The 19,072-nt window shown below is 68.7% G+C and carries 12 protein-coding genes; 2 read left to right on the top strand and 10 right to left on the bottom strand.

The window, feature by feature from the left end; all coding sequences use genetic code 11:
* Positions 1-155 precede the first annotated feature (155 nt).
* Positions 156-2,090 carry a glycoside hydrolase family 15 protein gene (locus tag J7E88_RS10745; RefSeq protein WP_215179584.1) on the bottom strand — a complete coding sequence of 645 codons (1,935 nt, stop codon included), beginning with the start codon at positions 2,088-2,090 and terminating at the stop codon, positions 156-158.
* A gap of 281 nt (positions 2,091-2,371) precedes the next feature.
* On the opposite strand from J7E88_RS10745, the gene J7E88_RS10740 reads away from it, so the two are divergent.
* Positions 2,372-3,109, top strand: coding sequence for a TetR/AcrR family transcriptional regulator (locus J7E88_RS10740; RefSeq protein ID WP_215179582.1), 738 nt, complete (start codon positions 2,372-2,374; stop codon positions 3,107-3,109).
* Between the two features lie 136 nt (positions 3,110-3,245).
* On the opposite strand, the gene J7E88_RS10735 is transcribed toward J7E88_RS10740, so the two are convergent.
* From J7E88_RS10735 to J7E88_RS10725, 3 genes are all read right to left on the bottom strand, one after another.
* Complete coding sequence (locus tag J7E88_RS10735; RefSeq protein ID WP_308307460.1) at positions 3,246-4,034, bottom strand: leucyl/phenylalanyl-tRNA--protein transferase; 789 nt, start codon at positions 4,032-4,034, stop codon at positions 3,246-3,248.
* On the bottom strand, positions 4,031-7,306 hold the full coding sequence (locus J7E88_RS37020) for an amino acid adenylation domain-containing protein (RefSeq protein ID WP_215179578.1): 3,276 nt from the start codon (positions 7,304-7,306) through the stop codon (positions 4,031-4,033). Before J7E88_RS37020 ends, J7E88_RS10735 begins: the two co-directional genes overlap by 4 nt.
* A gap of 72 nt (positions 7,307-7,378) precedes the next feature.
* The gene (locus J7E88_RS10725) at positions 7,379-10,552 is read right to left on the bottom strand and encodes a bifunctional diguanylate cyclase/phosphodiesterase (protein WP_215179576.1); all 3,174 of its coding nucleotides are present in this window, start codon (positions 10,550-10,552) and stop codon (positions 7,379-7,381) included.
* Between the two features lie 376 nt (positions 10,553-10,928).
* Here J7E88_RS10725 and J7E88_RS10720 point away from each other — a divergent pair, with 376 nt between their 5' ends.
* Positions 10,929-12,137 (top strand): MFS transporter, encoded by a 1,209-nt coding sequence (locus J7E88_RS10720; protein WP_215179574.1) that lies wholly within the window; start codon positions 10,929-10,931, stop codon positions 12,135-12,137.
* A gap of 272 nt (positions 12,138-12,409) precedes the next feature.
* On the opposite strand, the gene J7E88_RS10715 is transcribed toward J7E88_RS10720, so the two are convergent.
* The 6 genes from J7E88_RS10715 to J7E88_RS10695 form a co-directional block, all read right to left on the bottom strand.
* On the bottom strand, positions 12,410-13,339 hold the full coding sequence (locus J7E88_RS10715) for a glycosyl hydrolase (protein WP_215179572.1): 930 nt from the start codon (positions 13,337-13,339) through the stop codon (positions 12,410-12,412).
* A gap of 985 nt (positions 13,340-14,324) precedes the next feature.
* Positions 14,325-14,462 (bottom strand): hypothetical protein, encoded by a 138-nt coding sequence (locus J7E88_RS10710; protein ID WP_215179570.1) that lies wholly within the window; start codon positions 14,460-14,462, stop codon positions 14,325-14,327.
* A 439-nt stretch (positions 14,463-14,901) separates the two neighbouring features.
* Positions 14,902-15,024, bottom strand: a complete 123-nt coding sequence (locus tag J7E88_RS36740) for a hypothetical protein (RefSeq protein ID WP_285427531.1) — start codon at positions 15,022-15,024, stop codon at positions 14,902-14,904.
* A gap of 61 nt (positions 15,025-15,085) precedes the next feature.
* Complete coding sequence (locus J7E88_RS10705; RefSeq protein WP_215179569.1) at positions 15,086-16,738, bottom strand: right-handed parallel beta-helix repeat-containing protein; 1,653 nt, start codon at positions 16,736-16,738, stop codon at positions 15,086-15,088.
* On the bottom strand, positions 16,738-17,721 hold the full coding sequence (locus tag J7E88_RS10700) for a UDP-glucuronic acid decarboxylase family protein (protein WP_215179568.1): 984 nt from the start codon (positions 17,719-17,721) through the stop codon (positions 16,738-16,740). Before J7E88_RS10700 ends, J7E88_RS10705 begins: the two co-directional genes overlap by 1 nt.
* Positions 17,706-19,052, bottom strand: coding sequence for a UDP-glucose/GDP-mannose dehydrogenase family protein (locus J7E88_RS10695; protein WP_215179567.1), 1,347 nt, complete (start codon positions 19,050-19,052; stop codon positions 17,706-17,708). The genes J7E88_RS10700 and J7E88_RS10695 overlap by 16 nt, the downstream gene beginning before the upstream one ends.
* Positions 19,053-19,072 lie beyond the last annotated feature (20 nt).

Genomic DNA, 19,072 nt, shown 5'->3' with positions numbered 1-19,072 from the left:
CATCGCCCCACTACGCGGCCCTCTGTCGGTCGCTTGCGCCGGATGGCATTGCCCGGTCCCTGGAGTTCGGGGCCGGTCCCAACCTGTGCCCGCTGATGCTCGCCGCCGCCGGGAGCCGCCGTATCGAGCCGTGGATCGGCTGCCGCCAACGTCGCCTATCTGATGCCGGGAGGGCCCGGACGACGGCCGGCAGCGGTTCCACGCGCTGTGGCGTCGCCTGAACCCGAACCTTCCGCCGACCCTGTCGGCCGCACTGTCGCGGGTGCTCGCCGCCCACGGCGATGTCCGGGCCCTCCCGCCGGCAATGGTGCTGCCGACAGGGCGAACGCCGTCTCCACCAGGGCGATGTGGCTGAACGCCTTCGGTGCGTTGCCCAGTTGACGGCCGGTGTCGGGGTCCCACTGCTCGGCGAGCAGACCGACGTCGTTGCGGATGGCGAGGACGCGCTCGAAGGCCTCCCTGGCCTGCTGCGGATGCCCGGTGGCGGCGAGGCCGTCGGCGTACCACAGGGAGCACGACACGAATGCGCCCTCGGGGCCGCGCATGCCGTCCACACCGTGCACGCCGCGGCCGTCGGACTCGTACCGCCGCACGAACCCCCCGTGGTCCAGCTGCCGCATCGCACGCACGGTGCCGCGCACCCGCTCGTCCCGGGCAGGCAGGAAGCCGAGCCTGGGGATCAGCAGTGCCGAGGCGTCCAGGGCCGATGAGCCGTAGGACTGCACGAACGATCTCCTCTGCGCATCCCAGCCCTCACGGCAGACCTCCCGGTGTACGTCCTCGCGCATGGCGCGCCACTGGCCCAAGGACTGGTTCCTCCCGAGCAGTTCCCCCATGCGCACGGCGCGGTCGGCGGCCACCCACGCCATGACCTTGGAGTGCACGAACTGCCGCCGGGCTCCCCGCACTAGCCACAGCCCCTGGTCCGGCTCGTGCCAGTGCCGCCGGAGGTGGCCCATGAGCGCTTCGACCAGGCTCCACACGTGGGCCGGCATGGGGATCCCGGCCCGCAGGCACAGCCAGAGCGTATCCAGGACCTCGCCGTACATGTCCAACTGGTATTGATCCACTGCTGAGTTGCCGAACCGGACCGGCTGTGAACCCTCGTAGCCAGGCAGCCACGGCGCCTCGGTCTCCGGCAGGAGCCGCTGCCCTCCGACGCCGTACACGGTCTGAAGGTCGGCGGTGGCGCCCGCGATGGCCCGCACCAGCCAGTCCAGCCATGCCCTCGCCTCCTCCCGGTAGCCGCTGCGCAGCAGGCAGGACAGTGCCAGAGTGGAGTCGCACAGCCAGCAGTACCGGTAGTCCCAATTGCGTTCGCCTCCGATGCACCCCGGCAGCGAGGTGGTCGGCGCGGCGACGATGCCACCCGTGGGCGCGTAGGTCAGCGCCTTGAGGGTGATGAGGGAACGCACCACCGCGTCCCGCCACGGTCCCTGGTAGCGGCACTGGGCGCTCCAGCGCCGCCAGTAGTCCCTCGTCTCCTTCAGCGCTGTCTCCGCGGGAACGCACAGCGGTGCCGGCGGCTCCGGCCGGTGCGACGGCGACCAAACCAAGGTCAGGGACAGTCGCTGTCCGGCCGCGACGGTGAACTCCAGGACCGTGGAGTCCTGGTTGTGGAGCGCAGGCACCGACCCGTCGGCGTGCAGCCAGACGGCGTCCGGTCCGGCGACCGCGACCGTGCCGGATTCTGCGACCCGAATCCACGGCACAACACGGCCCTGGTGGAAACGCAGCCGTAGTTCGCTGCGCATGTGCACCGAACCCGACAGGCCCTCGACCATGCGGACGACGCCCGGCAGCTGGGTGCGCGGCGGCATGAAGTCCGTGACCCGCACCGCGCCGGTTCCGGTTTCCCATTCCGATTCCAGGACCAGAGTGTCCGGTTGGTACGCCCGACGAGTACAGGGAAGGCGGGTGGCGGGAGCCACCCGCCAGAATCCGTTGTCCTCCGTGCCCAGCAGAGCGGCCAGACAGGCCGGCGAGTCGAAACGGGGCAGGCACAGCCAGTCCAGGGACCCGTCCCTGCCGACCATGGCGGCGGTTTCCAGGTCACTGATGAGAGCGTAATCCTCGATGAGTGTTCTCATGATCGATACCTAGGTCCAGCGCGGTGCACCTGGTCGTGGGCGGCCGTCGGCCTGTCGGCGAGTTCCGCATCGCCTGGATGCGGGTGTCGGTCATAACGCGCTCCGCGCTGCGCTGCCGTCGCCAGGGCACCGGCCGCTGTAGTGACGTGTCCAGCTGTGCCGCGAACCACGCGATCGCCAGTGCCGTATGTTTACGATGTATACTTACATTTTGTACCCGGATGTGCGTAGAGTCAATACAGGCGGGACACCGCTCGGGGGCGATCAGCAGGAGGCGAGGCATGGCCAAGGACAGGGCGGAGTCCGCAGGGACAGTCGGGGACACCGCGGCGGCTCCGGCACGCAGGGCCGGTGACCGTGGTCGCTACGGCCGGCTGAGCCGGGAGCGCCTGCTGGCCACCGCGCTGGAGCTGGTGGACCGGGATGGTCTCTCGGCGCTGAGCATGCGCCGGCTGGGCGCCGAGCTCGACGTGGAGGCAATGGCTCTCTACCGGTACGCCGCAGGCAAGGACGCCCTCCTGGACGGCCTGGTCGAAGCCGTGTACGTCGAACTCGAGGAGCGTCTGGCCGCCGGGGCCGAGGCGTCCGCCTGGCGTGCCGAACTCGCCCGGATCGCGGAGGCCACGTACGACGTCTGCCTGACCCATCCCCACGTGGTGCCGCTGCTCTCGACCCGTATGCTGGCCGTCCCGCTGGCCCGCCGGCCCCTCGCGGTCCTGAGGCACCATGAGCGCGTGCTCGCGCTGCTGCGGGGGGCTGGGCTCGACGAGGCCCGTTCCGCAGCGGTCTTCCGTGCCTTCACCGGCTGGGTCCTCGGCTACGTCTCCGTGGAACTGCAGGCCATGGTGGACAACCCGGAGGAATCCGAGCCCGCGTTCCGCCTCGGCCTGCACCGGATGCCACCGCAGGAACTGCCCACACTCCGGGAGACGGCCGCCGTCCTCGCCGAACGAGGTGGCCCCGAGGCGTTGACCGCCGGGCTGGACGCGCTGCTCGCCCCTTTCGGAAAGACGGAGTGAGAAGCGCCCCCTGTCCAGACAAGTCGCCGGACGGCCGTCGGAAGGCGGCGTCCTTGTGCGCGTACGCGCCCCGGATCACCACTGGAGCAGGGGCAGAGACACGGCGGTATAGGTGAACAGGAGCCGACGAATGCGGTCAGCGCGATCCTGTCGGCTGGGCGAGGCGGCGGGCGGGCAAGGTGGCTGTGGGCATCGGCGGGCTGTCGCGCGCGGTGGGGCGCAGGTGTCGCACGTACTGCTCTCGCGGTACGAGGATGCCGCCCATACCGCTGACGTGCGGGCTCTCCCGCTGCGCATCGAGCAGCACGCCGCCGGCCTGTGCGAAGCGCGCCGCGAGGTCGGTCACCGCGACCTTCGAGGCGCCGGAACGGCGGAAGAACATCGAATCCATGCTGAAGACCGATCCGACCCGGAGGCCGAAGACGCCGCCGACCAGATTGCCGTCCTCCCACACCTCGACGCTGTGAGCATGACCGAGTTCGTGGAGGCGGATCAAGCTTGAGATCAGCTCTTCGGTGAGCCACCGGGGGATGCGGTCGGCGCGGCATTCGAGGACGACCCGCTCGAACTGTCGGTCCAGGGTGGTCGACCACGGCAGCTTGTTGCGCAGCCGGCGGGCGAGGCTGCGGCTGAGGTGCACGGCCGAGACGGGCAGCACCGGCCTGGGGTCGGGCGACCACCAGGAGACGGCGTAGGGATCGGCCGATTCCTCACCCACGAGCCGTATGCGGCCCTGCTGGACCTGATCGGCGAAGACCACCTCGTTGAGGGTGCGGGTGTACTCGTCGGATGCCGGGAACGGATAGACCCCGGCGCGGTACGCCGCCAGGAGGCCGGCGGGACTGAGATCAGCGCCGAAGGCCACCGGACCGTCGGGCGCCGCTCGCAGCACGTCCAGCGCCTCCCAGCCGGGGCATCGGCTCACCACTGTGCCGCTCCCTGCCCCGGGCTCTTCACCGGCCAGACGTAGCCGGTCCGTTGGAGGAAGTCGATGTGGCGGTCCATCATCTCCGCGTCCACCGGCGGAACGTCGATCCCGGCGTCCATCAGCGCCCGTACCGCGTTGGTGCGGGTGAAGTTCGGGAAAACGCCCTGGAAGTACATCTCGCTCACGGTGATGTCGGCGCGGTGGCACCGGTCGACGAAGAGCGGGACGAACGGGGTGATCGGGTCGGTGGGGTGCCCGGCCGCGTACTTCACCAGAGCGGCGATCCAATCGGCGTACGGGATCTCCTGGACCGGGTAACCCCGCAGGCGCATGCGCTCGGCGAGCGAACCCAGCAGCGCGGAACGTGGGTTGGTCAGGTGGTAGACCTCGCCACGAGCGGGACGGCGGGTGGAGATGTGTCCGAGTGCGCGGGCGAGGCAGTCGGCCGACAGGAAATCCAGCAGCAGCCGGACGTCGGGGCACAGCCCGGTCCGCGCGATGAAGCCGATGAGGGCGCACATCTCGCTGCCCGTGTTCATCACGCCGGTTCCACTGTTGCCCGTGATGTCCATCAGACGGTAGACGGCGACTGGCAGGCCCGCGTCGGACGCCTTCTTCAGCAGCGCCTCGGCGACCCATTTGGTCTCCACATATCCCACCGACAGATACTCGGCGAAGCGCAACGGCGTGCTCTCTGTCACCTCGCGCACCCCGGCGGGCCCGAATCCGGCGAGCACCGCCATGCTGGAGGCGAAGTGAACGGGGACGGCCCTTCGGGCGGCCAGGCGGATGATCTCGTATGTTCCGTCGACGTTGGCCGCGCGCAACTCGTGGTACGGGTAGATGAAGTTGACCTGGCCGCCGAAGTGGTAGACGGCGTCGATGGTCGATCCCAGCTCCTCGAACCGGCCGGGAGACAGGCCCAGTCCGGGCTTGCCCAGGTCGCCGACGACCGGCTGGACGCGCTCGCTGGACAGATCGCTGAGGACATACCGCTGGTGACTCGCGCGGATCCGCTCCATGCCGTGCCGGTCGTCGGAGGCCCTGACCAGGCAGAAGATCCGTCCCGTCGTCCTGCGCAGCAGCTCTTCGATCATGTGCGCGCCGCAGAATCCCGTCGCCCCGGTGAGGAGGACGTCGCCGGGGTGCCGGGGGTCCGGAGTCGGCGCGTCATGGCCTATCGCCGGAAGGTGCCGATCGGTCTCGGCGGCGAAGTCGACGCTGCCGCCGTTCGGGTGGGCCAGTGTGCCGGCACGTGCCCGGCGCACGGACTCGGCGAACGCGGCGAGCGTCGGACACAGCAGCAGCGACCGGGTCAGATCGCGGATCTGCGTGACGCCGATCCCGAAGATGATGCGGGTCCGGGCGAGCATCTCCATGGCCAGCAGCGAGTTGCCACCCAGCTCGAAGAAGTCGTCGTGCGGACGAACGTAATCCACATCGAAGATCTGGCCCCACAACTGGGCCATCCCGTGCAGCACCGGACGGTCGTCGGCGCCGGCCGTCGTCGCCGCCGCCCTGGGTTCCGGCACGGCCCTGCGGTCGAGCTTTCCGCTGGGCGTGACCGGCAGCCGGTCCACCTCGTGGAAGGCTCCCGGGATCATGTAACCCGGCAGGAGCTCGGCGAGCGCCGACCGCAGCCGTGAGCGCAGCGCCGCCCCGTTGCCGGTCGTCGGCGCGGCCGGCGTGTAGTACGCGACGAGGTCCCGCTCGCCGTTGTCGCGTGTCCGACCCATAACCATCGCCTGGCCGATCTCCGGGTGGGAGACGAGTGCGGCCTCGATCTCCGCCGGGTCGACCCGGAACCCGCGGATCTTCATCTGGTCGTCGACCCGGCCCAGGACTTCCAGGTTGCCGTCCGAGCGCCGGCGGCCCAGATCCCCGGTGCGATACATCCGGTCCCCCGGCCCGGAGCCGTGCGGGTCGGGGAGGAACTGCTGGGCGGTCAGGGCGGGTTGCCGCCAGATACCGCGCGCCAGCCCCGGGCCGCCGATGTAGATCTCGCCGCGCCCGCCCGGCGGTACCGGGCGCAGTTCGGCGTCGACGACATGGACGTGATTTCCCTCCAGGGGCCTGCCGACCGGGGCGACGGCGGTGTCCGGCGCGGCGAGCACTTCCTCGTTCAGGTCGCAGAGCGTGGAGGTGATGGTGGTCTCGGTGAGTCCGTAGGCGTTGACGAGCCGCGCGCCGGGGATCCGGCGCAGAATGGCGCGGCAGTCCTTCGCGGTGACGATCTCGCCGCCGACGATGACGAGCCTCAGCGACGCGAGGATCTCGCCGCGGTCCGCGATGGAGACGATCCGCTGCCAATAGGCGGGGGTCAGGTCGGCGACGGTGATCCCGTACTCCGGGAGGCGGCGCAGCAGGTCGGTGGGCGCCCACGGCTGTGTTCCTGCGAGGACGAGTGTCGCGCCGCTGATCAGCGTGGCGAAGATCTGCTCCACTGAAGTGTCGAAGCCGAGCGCAGCGGCGTGCAGCACTCGGTCGCCGGGCGCCAGTTCGTACGCCCGGGCCACCGAGGTGAGGGAGTGGGCCAACGACCGGTGGGTGATCATCACACCCTTGGGGGGTCCGGTGGATCCGGAGGTGTAGATCACGTAGGCGAGGTCGTCCGGCCGGGGGCCGCGTGCCGGCCGCGGTGCCTCCACCGGCGCTTTCCTGTCCGGTTCCCCGGCGTCGATGATGCGCGCCTCGCACCCGGCGAACTTCGGGGCGTGCTCGCGGCTCGAGACGATGAGGCGGGACCCGGTCTCCGCGACCAGTCCCACCATCCGTTGCCGCGGAGTGGCCGGGTCGAGGGGCAGGAACGCGCCGCCGGAGCTCAGCACCCCCAGCAGCGCAACGACCAGATCGGGCACGCGGTCGAGGCACACGGTGACGACGGACTCTGCGTCGACGCCCGACTCCCGCAGCTGGTGGGCAAGCCGGTCGGCGCGGTCGGTCAGTTCGGTGTAGCTGAGCTGACCCTCGTCCGAGAGCACGGCGAGAGCGGACGGCTCACGCCGCGCCCGCTCCCGGACCAGCTCGGGCACAGTGCCTGACCCGGATCCGGGGTGCTGCCGCTCGGCGCGGGCGCTTGCGGGCCGCATGTCGGTCCACAGGCGGTCGACCACGCTTTCGCACCACGCGGCGGACGCCGGTCCGCCGATTCGACGCCACCTGGCGGGGATCCTGCGATCGGCGGGCCAGATAGCGTACTGCTCCTCGTCGTTGCGCAGCACGACGCAGAGCGCAGCCGACTCACCCGGCGGGTGATCACGTTCTGTCACCTTGGGTCTCCTGCCTCGCGCGACGTCCTGCGGAGCATGACCTGCGCTTCTCGCGGGAGAGGGCGGCCGCCATCACGGCTTCCCTTCCGCAGGCGCACCGGGCCATCCGGCCAGGCGGCCGAGTGGCGGCGCGAGGACGAGGTGCTCCGACTCCTCGGCGCTGACCGGCTCGGCGAAGAGGTACCCCTGACCGAAGCGGCAGCCCATGGAGATCAGCAACTGCTGCTGCCCCACGTTCTCCACTCCTTCGGCGATCACCGTGAGGCCGAGTGTGTCCGCGAGATGTGTGATGCCCTCGACCAGAGCGAACTGTTCGGGGGAGCGCCCGAGTTCGTCGATGAACGACTTGTCGATCTTCAGTATCGAGATCGGGAACTCACGCAGATAGCTCAGCGACGAGTAGCCCGTTCCGAAATCGTCGATCGCGAAGCGGATCCCGAGGTCGGTGAGCGAACCCATCTCGGACCGGATGCGTTCGTCGTTGGACATCAACACACTCTCCGTCAGTTCAAGGACGAGAGACGATGGTTCGATGCCTGAGAGATCCAAGGCGCGCCGGATCACCTGATAGAAAGCCTCGTCGCGGAACTGACGCGGCGACACGTTCACGCTGACGTACGGTGCGATGCGGTCGGCCATCCCGGTGCGCCGCACGGAGCCCTGCCACCGGACAGCCTCGTTCGCGGCCCGGTCAAGCACCCAGGCGCCGAGCGGCACGATCTGCCCGCTCTCCTCGGCCAGCGTGATGAAGTCATCCGGCAGCACCATGCCGCGTGTGGAGTGCGGCCAGCGAACGAGCGCCTCGAAGCCGGCGATCTGCCCGCTGGTGAGCTCCACGATGGGCTGGTAAAGCACCATGAACGCAGTCTCGATCGGCGAATTGTCCAGGCCCTCCTGCATCCTGGCGCGCTCCGCCATGCCGCTCTGCAGATCCGGGTGGTAGCGGCGCCACTGGCGCTTGCCCGCCGTCTTTGCCGCGTAGAGCGCGAGATCGGCGTGTGTCAGCAGTTCGACCGAGTCGATGCTGTCCTCCGTCGTCGCGACGCCGACGCTGGCGTACGTACTCACCGGCCCCACACTGAGCCGGAACGGCTCGGCGAAGATCGTCATCACATGTTCGGTGAACCGCTCCACGCCCGCCGGCAGGACGGAGCCCTCCACCAGTATGGCGAACTCGTCACCCCCGATGCGCGCGGCGGTGTCGGAGGCACGGACGGCGGTCTGGAGCCGCAGTGACAGCGCGACCAGGAGTTCGTCGCCCACATTGTGGCCGTGTATGTCGTTGACGACCTTGAAGTCGTCCACGTCGAGGAAGAGCACGCCGACCACCGTGCCGTCGCGCTGAGCCTGGATCAGGGCGTGGCTGACCCGGTCCTGGAAGAGCAAACGGTTGGCCAGACCGGTGAGCGAGTCATGGAACGCCTGGTGGGTGAGTTCGCGTTCGAGCTTGCGCTGCTCGGTCACGTCCCGCAGGGTGAGCACCACCCCACCGACGGTCGCCTCCTCGCGCAGGTCGCTCCACCTGACCTCGACCTCGATGGACGCCCGGTCGGCGCGGGCCATGCGCCAGTGCTCACGCCTGGTCTGGCCTTCCCGGCTCCGCATTCTGCCGAGCGTCTCGACCACCGCGCGGCTGTCCTGCGGCGGCACCAGATCGAGGAGGTGGGTGCCCTCCAGGTCCGGAATGCCGAGCATCTCGTCGGCGGAAGGGCTGGCGTAACGGACCCGGTCGTCGTCGTCGAGGATCAGGATGACGTCGGAGGCGTTCTGCACCAGCGTGCGGAAGTACGCCTCGCTGTTACGCCGGTTGACCTCCTCGGCGAGGGCGACCCGCGCCACGGCGAGTGCTGTCTGCGCGGCGAGGGTCGCCAGCGCTTCCCGCAGCACGAGCAGGTCCTGCTCGTCGCCGGCCACGATGAGCGCCCCGATCAGCGAATCGCCCGAGGGATGATCCTGGGAGGTGAGCGGGCAGACGAGCGCATGGCCGCGGCGGGCCGACTCCTCGTCGCCCGCGAGGTCGGCGGCAAGATAGGGCCCCACACCGTCGAGGGCCACCAGGCGGTTCTCGCCGGACGCGATCAGTTCCCGTACGGCTGCGGTCACCCGCACGGAAACAGGCCCGCGTCCGCCGCAGTCCCCGTCCAGCCAGAGCATGTTGTCCGGCAGGGTGAGCAGCGCGGAACGCGGCGAGCTGTGTTGCATCAGGTTCATCGCCGCGGAGTGGGCGGCGGCGGCCACATCCCGCACATCGCCCGCTCCGCCCAGCGACGACACCGCGATGCGCAGCACCTTCTCCCGGCCGACCGCCTGCCGGTGCGTCGCCACCACGCCCGCCAGGCGGTAGAGCACCAGGGCGAAGAGCACCGCGGAGAACACCCCGATAACGCCGACATTGGCACTCACGCGGCGCACCGCCTGCGTCAGGAGGAGCGCCGGTGCGATCAGCGACGCCAGGATGAGCAGGCTCAGCTGGCCCCTGCCGGTATCGGCGCGCTTTTCCGCCGGCTGGGTCAGCGACCGCATGGACGGATCGAGCGCGGCGGCCGCCCAGGCGCCGTACAGGACGGCCCAGCCGAGCTCGACCGCGGTACCCGTGCGCCAGGTCCCGTTCAGTTGTATGAGGCCGTAAGCAACATCGGCGGTGAGCAGGCCGACGGTGCCCACGGTGAGCAGCATGAGGGAGCGGCTCTTGCCGCCACCGCCGACGAGCAGGCGCAGCAGCATCGCCAGAACGAGGACGTCGCCGAGCGGATAGGCGATGGAGAACGCCTTCTGTACCCACGTGAGATCCGCGACCCGGGCGTACGGATCGATGAGAAAGAGCCACGACAGCAGTGCCAGACCGACTGTCAGCATCAGCGCGTCGACGAGGCTCGCGCGGTCGCGCCGGGCCGTGCGCCAGCGGACGAAGTCCAGCAGCCCGGCCGCGTAGAGCGGATATGCCGCGAGATAGAAGCCGTCGGCGATCGACGGGAACGGCATCTCCTCCTGGTACGCCTGGAGAAGGAAGATCTGAGTGGCCTGGCCCGCGGCGAAGGTCAAGTTTCCCGCAGCCAGCAACAGCCAGGAGAGTTGATGCGCCGGGCGGTTGAGGAATACACCCAGGACAATACCGATGACTCCGGTCATTGAGATGGAGACGTAGATCAGCCGCTGTTCCGGAAATGTGTAGTAAACCGCGGTCAGCACGACGATGCATGCAGTGACGGCGGCCATCGCGGCCTGGCTGCGCAGTCGCGCCTTCACCCAAGTCACCTCCTGGGAGGGCCACTCGTCAGGCAGACCGAGTTGGGCGAACGGCACCGGGCGACGTCGAAGAGCCCGTGAGATCGGGCTGATAAAGGAGAATTCTCCAGGGTCGGTCGGGACTCGTCCCTGGTCGCCTGTGAACACGATCGCCGGTATACACGGTCGCTGGTATACGGGCTCCTTCTCGCCGAGACATCGACGTGTCTTCCATCCAGATTACTCGGCTCGCCATTTCCCGCACGCGCACGGTGCGATGCCGCGTCGATGCCGCGTCGGGTCGCGGGATACCGCGCCATGCGTCAGAATGGAGGACGCGGAAAGCGGACCGGAACCACCCAGTGACGCTCGGCTCCTGACGGAGCGTGGAGTCCCCATGCTCTACGATTACCGCCGGATCTTTTCTCCTGCAGGCAGTCTGTTCTTCTCCGCCGCGGGCTTCATTTCACGCCTCCCGTTGTCGATGATCGGCATCGGCATCGTCACCATGCTGTCGCAGCTCGGCGGTGACTACGCGCTCGCCGGCTCGGTCTCCGCCACGCAAGCGCTTGCTACCGCAGTGATCGGGCCGCAGATCTCCCGGCTGGTCGACCGACATGGCCAGCGCCGGGTCGTCCTCCCGGCGACTGCCGTGACGGTCGCCGCCATCTGTGCGCTGCTGCTGTGTGCCCGGTACGCCGCCCCGGTCTGGACGCTGTACGTCGCGGCGGCCGTAGCGGGCTGCATGCCCAGCATGGGCGCGCTCGTCAGGGCCCGCTGGGCGGAGATCCACCGGGAGTCACCGCGGCTGCTGCACACCGCGTACTCGATGGAGTCGGTGCTCGACGAGGTGATCTACGTCGTCGGGCCGATCCTCGCCATCACGCTGTCGACGAGGGGCTTTGCCGAGGCCGGCCCGCTGGCGGCCGCGGTCCTGCTCGCCGTCGGCGTCCTGCTGTTCGCCGCTCAGCGACGTACGGAACCGCCGGTGCGCCCCGAGCCGCAACGCGCCGGGGGCTGGGCGCTGCGCATCCCGGGACTCGTCCTGTTGGTGCTGACGCTGATGTTGGTGGGCGCGTCCTACGGTTCCGTGGAGGTCGTGACGGTGGCGTTCGCCGACGCTCACCACCACGAGGCCCTCTCCGGCCTTCTCCTGGGCGTGTTCGCGCTCGGCTCGGGCCTGGCGGGCGTGGTCTTCGGCGCGATCAGGCCGCGGGGGGCGATTCCGCGGCGGTTGCTGGTCAGCGTCTGGGTGATGGCGGTGACGATGGCACCACTGTTGTTCGCGACGAATCTCGCGATGCTGGCGGGGATGCTTTTCGTGGCGGGCATGTCCATCGCGCCGACCATGACCATCACGATGGAGCTGGTGGGCCTCCTGGCACCGGCCGCCCAGCTCACCGAGAGCATCACCTGGATCGTCTCAGGTCTCTCCGTCGGGGTCGCACTGGGCTACGCCGCGTCCGGGTGGGTGGTCGACGCGGCGGGGGCCTCGGCGGGCTACCGGGTGCCGTGCGCGGCGGCCCTGCTCGCTGCCTCGACGGTCTTCCTCGCCCTGCCACGGCTGACCCGCGCCAGCGCAGTGAGCGCGGCAGCAATGCGGTGACGGTCCTCGGCGCCTCGGCGTCCAGGTCGAGGCGGAGGCCCAAACTCCGCCGGCGGCCGTGACGCGTGTGACCGTGCGTCCTCCGGACTCGCCGGCGGCACAGGGCGGACGTACCGTCCTTCGTTGAAAGGCGTGAACCATGATCCGAGCGCCATCGGGGCGATACCCAGCGACTGTGCTGCCGCTCCGCGTCGATTCCGTCCATGGCGGCGTCGTAGAGCCACGGTAGAGGGCCCGTCAGTAAACTGACGGGCCATCATGAACGATCGAGGCTAGCCTCCGAAGCGGAGCCTGTACTGCGCCTTGCCGTTCGGGAAGTTGTCCAGCGTCCCGCCGCCCCAGTCCAGGTTGAAATACGCCTGGTACTTCGAGTCCTGGACCAGCTCGGCCATCCGGTCGATGAAGTAGGGCGAGTCGCCGCCCCCCGCATAGTCGTCACCCTTCAGGTACAGGCCCCATTCCGGGTAGGACTTGGGCTTGTTGTGGGCGGCGGCGAACTCCTTGAACTCGTTCACTCCCATGGCGGTGGTGAGAGTGTGGTTCCACCGCTGAGCCGGCGTAGCGCCCGGGTGCCCCCACCACACGTCGTAGATGTTCAACCCGACGATGTCGACGTAGGAGTCGCCGGGGTACAGCGTCTCGAATGACGTCACCTTGCCCGAGGTACCGACGGCCATGTTGTAGTCGAACTGGAAAGCCGCTCCGGTACGGGCACGCATAAGAGTGACCACGCGTCGGAACATCGCCCGATAAGCTGCCGGATCGTCGGTACCCTGCCATGGACCGATGATCTTGTTATTGCCCTCGTACCCGAGGCGTACGACCGAGTCGCCCAAGCCGTTCTTGACCATCAGGTCGGCGAGGTCTCGAAACTGGCTGTCGTACTTACCGGCGAGCCCGTCCGCGAAGTTGCCGCCCTTGGGCAGCATAGGCAGACCAAGTATGAACTGCCGATGGCCTTCGGTCCTCTTCCAGTCACCCCAGTACTTGAACGCGTACTGATTCCACTGGGTGTTCTCGGACGGGTCCGCATAGTCGGTCGCATGAACCTGCGACCGGCTGAGCCACGTCTGGAAGTTTTTCACTGCATCGGTTTTTCCCGGGCCGACATAGACACCCAGGCGGGAGGGGGTGACGGCACCCTCGGACGGCACGGCCATGAGCGAAAGGGTAACCGCCGCCATGGCCAGTATCGTCGCCATCTTTCGCTTCATTCTCGTCCTTCCCTACCGACTTACCGACCAGGCTTCCGGCGCTGGGCTGCGCCTGAGCCACCCGGGTCGCCCCGCGGCCCCGTCATTCTTAGGAGGGCCGCACATACAGGGCAACAAGAGATCGCTACTAAGCGGTTTCGTAGAGGGAAGGGGCCTTGCCTATGGGCTCACAGGCGTGCTGTCCCGGAGCCAGGGTTCGGGGAAGGCGTCTGTGGCGCTGTGAAAACACTGTTATCGCGTGCGGGGCGGCGAAAGCGCCGAGCGGGCCGCATGCCGTGTTCGTGAATGTGACGTATGCCCGTTACGAGAGGTATGCGTGCATATCTCGTCGGGAGTCTCCTGCTAACAGGCATCGTTGGAGCGGAACGCGGCATGGCGCATGTCACATCATCCACGAGGCTGGAGCCGTGCGTGATCGGCAGACCTTGAAGGCGGCAGAGAACCGTCCGCCGGCTGGTCGCAGCCTCTCCGGTCTGCCCACTCCCGGCCCGCCGAGACCGGTCGCGTCGGCCGCGTCAGCCACCGCCGCAGACCGCGTCGAAGCCACGCAGCCGGCCCTGGCACAGCTGCCGAAGCGCTTACGGCGTGGACGCCAGACGCTGATCCGTACCGACTCCGGCGGCGGCACCCACGAGTTCGTCGTCTTGTTTTCCCAGAGTGGGCGCAGGCCGTCGTACTCGGTCGGCATGCCCCTCACCGACGCCATCGACACCGCGGCGCCGGCCATCCCGGGCTTCGTGGACAGCGGCCGTAGAGCCCGACGGCGAACTCCGCGACGGCGCCTGGGTCGCCGAACTCGACGGCGACTGCCTCAAGGGCCGGCCCGGGGGGATGGGCTGATCATCGGTAAAGAACGCCCGCATCCCGACGCCCAGAACTGGTCGACCCCGAGCCGGTGTGCACCTGAAGCCGCGGCGGACCGGCCGGCCCCCGACATCGTGCCCACGCGGCGCCGGTCGGTGCGGCGCCGGCATCACGCCTCGGCGCAGTCCAGTGCCTCGTCGAGGGCCACCGTGGCCATGATCAGCGCGAGATGGATGAAAGCCTGGGGGGAAGTCGGCCAGTTGCTCGCCGACCGCCGTACAGCGCGAACACGCAGATCACGTGCCACTGCTGAAGGGGTCCGGTCAGCGCGCGGACAGAGAGCACTGCCAGTCTTGGCCCGCGGACCAGCTCACTGGTCGGCATCACCTTGCGAGGGCCGAACCGGTCAGAGGCGACACCGCCGACCAGCACCAGCGGTCCGCGGGACGGCCGGGGCGAGAGCGATGACGGACAGCGCGGTGGGGGTGCCGAACGAAGTCGTCGTCGGTGTTCGCGGCGATGATGTGGCGGCGGACCCGACGCGGTCAAGCGGGCGAGCGGATAGGCCGCCGGCGCGGCGTAGATCTCATGATCCCAGAGGAAGTTCCCGACCGCCTCGAGGTCCGCACCGTTGCGAGGGGATCTCGACGATGGTCAGTCCGCTGGAGTTCGGGGTCCGGACGCAGAGGTGCCCAGGGGGCCAGGACGCAGACGCGCCGCCGTGTCACTGCCCGACAGCGTCCCGGTCAACCGTCGTGTGACACCGCGACGAGGAGTGCGCCCTCGACCGAGTGGCCCCTCTTGTCCTTGACCGCTTTGAAGTCGTTGAGATCGACGGACTGGACAGTGCGCAGGTGAGTCGTCGTCATCGAGGATCAGGATCACGTCCGAGGCATCGTGCTCGGACGGAGCAGCCGGTGCCTGCCCCGGTCAGCCCGTCGGCTGCGGCCGTACGGCACCGATCGGAAGCGCTTCGGTGATGCTCTGGCCGAAGTAGTCCACTGTCCCCGGGTCCACTCCGAACGACGACCGCAGGTCCAGGCCCTTTCCTGCCAGCCTGTCGCACTCGGGCACCATGGCGGCGGCACCGCCGGTGCGCGTGATCACCGGATCCCCGCCGCCCGCCAGGCAAGGGTCGGCCCGCACGCCTGTCGGTGCTGAACCGTGCCGCTCCTGGCCGATGGCCGAGCGCCACTCCGCCAGATCGGTGAAGGTCCTGTTTCCCCATCGCACGGTCCACGGCCCGGCGGCGTCGTAGTAGTCGTTGCCCTGCAGGACGATCTCGGCCGGTGTGTACGACTTCGCGGCGTCGATGAACGGGGCCTGGGGACTGACGAACAGATTGTTGCGCAGCGCCACGCCGTGCGGCCCCCCCGACACACGGACGACTGTCGCCTCCCCCGGCCCGGCACGCGTGAGCACGACCGTGTTGTTGTGGACTTGGAGGTCCTCGATCCGCGCGCCGTGCACCGTCAGTCCGCCGTTGCCGGCGAGTTTGCGCCCATCCTCACTGCTGATGTTGAAACGGATGGTGTTTCCATGATGCGCGCCGTTCTTGAGTCCGGTGTACGCGTGATAACCGGCACCGTCATTGCCGAACGAGAGGTTGTACTGAATCGTCGACAACGAGGTGTTCTGGTCCAGCCCGAAGCCGCTGCCGTCCACTTGGGAGCCCGTGTGGTTCCGGTAGGACACGTTGCGCTGGAACACCAGGCGGGTCGAATCGTACGCCCAGATCCCCAACGGCCCCTCAGGCGCGTCGGTGGCCGAGTCCGCCCCGTTGTCGTGCGCCGTGGACCGCTCCACCTTCCCGTCCCGCACACTGCCCAGGACGATGCCACTACCCGTGTGGCGGTCATGCGCCGTGGGATCACCGGGATTGTGATCCGCCTCAACACGGGACAGCGTGACGTCCTCATGGGCGAAGTCCGGTGACTCGGCATCAAATCGTGGACCGTACGTCAACAGGCCCGCATCCTTGTTGTCATGCAGTCTGGAGTCACTGACCCGCACATCCGTGAATCCCGCCGCGCCACTGCCTCCTCCACCCACCACCACGCCATACCTGAACCCGGATACATCAACCCCTGATACACGGACGTGTTTCGACTTCCGGCCGCCCGGGTCGTCCGCGTAGAAACTGATCCCGCTCCCGCGCGCGAAGCTGTCGGCGTTGCCGACGATCCTCAGGTCACGGATCTCCACCCCCGCGGTGTTGTGGACGGCGATGCCCGAGGCGCCGACAGCTCTGATCGTGGCACGCCCGTCTCCGTACGAGCCGATCATCAGCGGCTTGCCCGCCCGGCCCGCCTCGTCGGCCCTCAGGCTCAGCTGACCCCGGAAAATGGCCCCCGCCCGGAGCAGCAGCCGGTCATCCGGCTTGAATGTTTCGCGGTCGGCCCGGCCGAGGGTCCGCCATGCCGTGCCGGGCGACCCGCCATCGTTGTTGTCGTCGCCGTCCGGGGCGACATAGAAAACGTGCTGGGGCGTGTAGTGAGGAACGTCTACGCATCCGCTTCCCAGCAGGACTCCCAGCGCAACGGCAAGGGCTGCCGGCCACAGGCTCTTCACCCGTTCAGCCATCAGCACTCCACAGATTCCTCCAGAGCCCGGACCGGGCTCGTGGGCAGGTTCCGCGCCGCTCGCGACCTGAACCAGTCGACGGTGCGGCGCACTCCTTCCTCCACCACGATCTCCGGGCGCCAGCCCAGCCGCATCCGGGCGCGCCCGATCACGGGACGTCGGCGGACAGGATCGTCGACAGGCAGGGGAAGGAATCGCATCTCCGACCGCGATCCGGTCACTTTCAGCACAAGCTCCGCCAGTTCCAGCACAGTGCGCTCTTCTGGGTTCCCGAGATTGAACGGCCCGTACTCAGTCGAATCGATCACTGCCGCAAGGCCCCGGACCAGGTCGTCGACATAGGTGAAACTCCGCGTCTGCTTACCGTCCCCGTAGACGGTGAGCGGCTCACCGTCCAGAGCCTGGCGGATGAAGCTGGACACCACACGACCGTCATGAGGCCGCATGCGGGGGCCGTAGGTATTGAAGATCCGGACGATTCCGACGTCGGTCCCAAGGCTGCGCCGGTATGCCGCGGAAAGCGCCTCCGCGAAGCGCTTGGCCTCGTCGTACACACTGCGTGGCCCGATGGGATTGACATGGCCCCAGTACGCCTCCTCCTGGGGGTGAACCTCCGGGTCGCCATACACCTCACTCGTCGAGGCCAGGACGAAACGGGCTCCATGCCGGTCGGCCAATCCCAAAGCGTTCTCCGTCCCCCGGCTGCCCACGGCGAGCGTCTGGAGCGGCAGACGGTGGTAGTCGGGCGGTGAAGCCGGGCTGGCGAGGTGTGCCACGACGTCCACCGGGCCGGATACGTCCATTCCCTCGGTGACATCGGCACGTATGAACTCGAACCGTTCCGTGCCCAGCAGGTGTGCGACGTTCTCCGGCTTTCCCGTGGAGAAGTCGTCCAGGCAGCAGACCGAGTCTCCTCTGCTCAGCAGGGCATCGCACAGATGCGATCCGACGAATCCCCCACCACCGGTCACGACGACACGCATGAGTTCCTCCTTGAGGTCAGGGCGGGCTGCGGGCGGCCGAGCGCGTGCAGCGTCCAGCCGGCCGATCGCCACACCGCCGCGTCGAGGGTGTCGCGCGCGTCGAGCATCCCCGGGCGGCTTACCACCTTCGCGAGCTCGCTCGGGTCGATGTCGCCGTACTCGGGCCACGCGGTCAGGTGAAGCACGAGGTCCGCCTGCTCGCACGCCTTTGACACGTCGAGCGTGAACTGCAGTTCGGGGAAGGCGGCCCGGGCGTTGTCGAGGGCCTCGGGGTCATGGACGCGCACCCGCGCGCCCTCGCTCCTGATGGCGGCCGCGACCGCGAGAGCCGGCGAGTCGCGCACATCGTCACTGTCCGGTTTGAAGGCCGCTCCCAGGACCGCGACATTGTGGCCGGCGAACGATCCACCGATGAGTCGGCGGGCGAGCGCGACCGTACGCCGGCGCTGCCGGGTGTTGATCTCGTCGACCTGGTGGAGGAAGGCCACCGCCTCGCCGACTCCGAGCTCCTCCGCGCGGGCCGCAAAGGCACGGATGTCCTTCGGGAAGCAGCTGCCTCCGAATCCCAGACCCGGCTGGAGGAAGCGGTGCCCGATCCGTGAATCCTCGCCGATGGCCTCGGCCAGCGTCACCACGTCGGCGCCCGCCGCATCGCACACCTCGGCCATGGCGTTGATGAACGAAATCTTCGTGGCCAGGAAGGAATTGGCCGCCACCTTCACCAGTTCGGCGGTGGCGGGATCGGTGCAGAAGAACGGGACGCCCGCGTGGATCATGGGCGCGTAGATCTCCCGGAGCACCGCCTCGGCGCGATGCGATGCGACGCCCACCACGAGTCGTTCCGGTCGCATGGTGTCCTGGACGGCGAACCCCTCGCGCAGAAACTCCGGATTCCACGCGATCTCGACGTCGGGCGCGATCCGGCGCAGACGCCGGACGAGCCGGGCCGTGGTGCCGACCGGGACCGTGGACTTGCCCACGATCAGGCTCCCGGGGCGCATACGCGGCGCCAGGCCGTCCACGACTGCGTCGACGTACCGCAGGTCGGCCGCGCAGGAATCCTGCTGTTGCGGCGTGCCCACGCAGACGAAGTGCGTCTCGGCGAAAGCCGCCGCCTCGACGAGGTCAGTGGTGAAGCGCAGCCGGCCCGATGCCACGGTCCTGGCGAGCAGGTCCCGCAGTCCGGGCTCGTAGATCGGCGGCCTGGCATCGGACAGCGCGGCGATCCGCTCGGCGTCGATGTCGAGGCCGAGGACCTCGTGCCCGATGTCTGCCATGCAGGCGGCGTGCACAACGCCCACATATCCGGTTCCGATGACTGTCATCCGCATGTCGATCTCCTTGGTGAATC

This window comes from Streptomyces sp. ISL-10 (assembly GCF_018614575.1).
GTDB lineage: Bacteria > Actinomycetota > Actinomycetes > Streptomycetales > Streptomycetaceae > Streptomyces.
The sequence above is the reverse complement of the archived record's forward strand: the minus strand, read 5'-3'. Positions and strand labels throughout refer to the sequence as shown.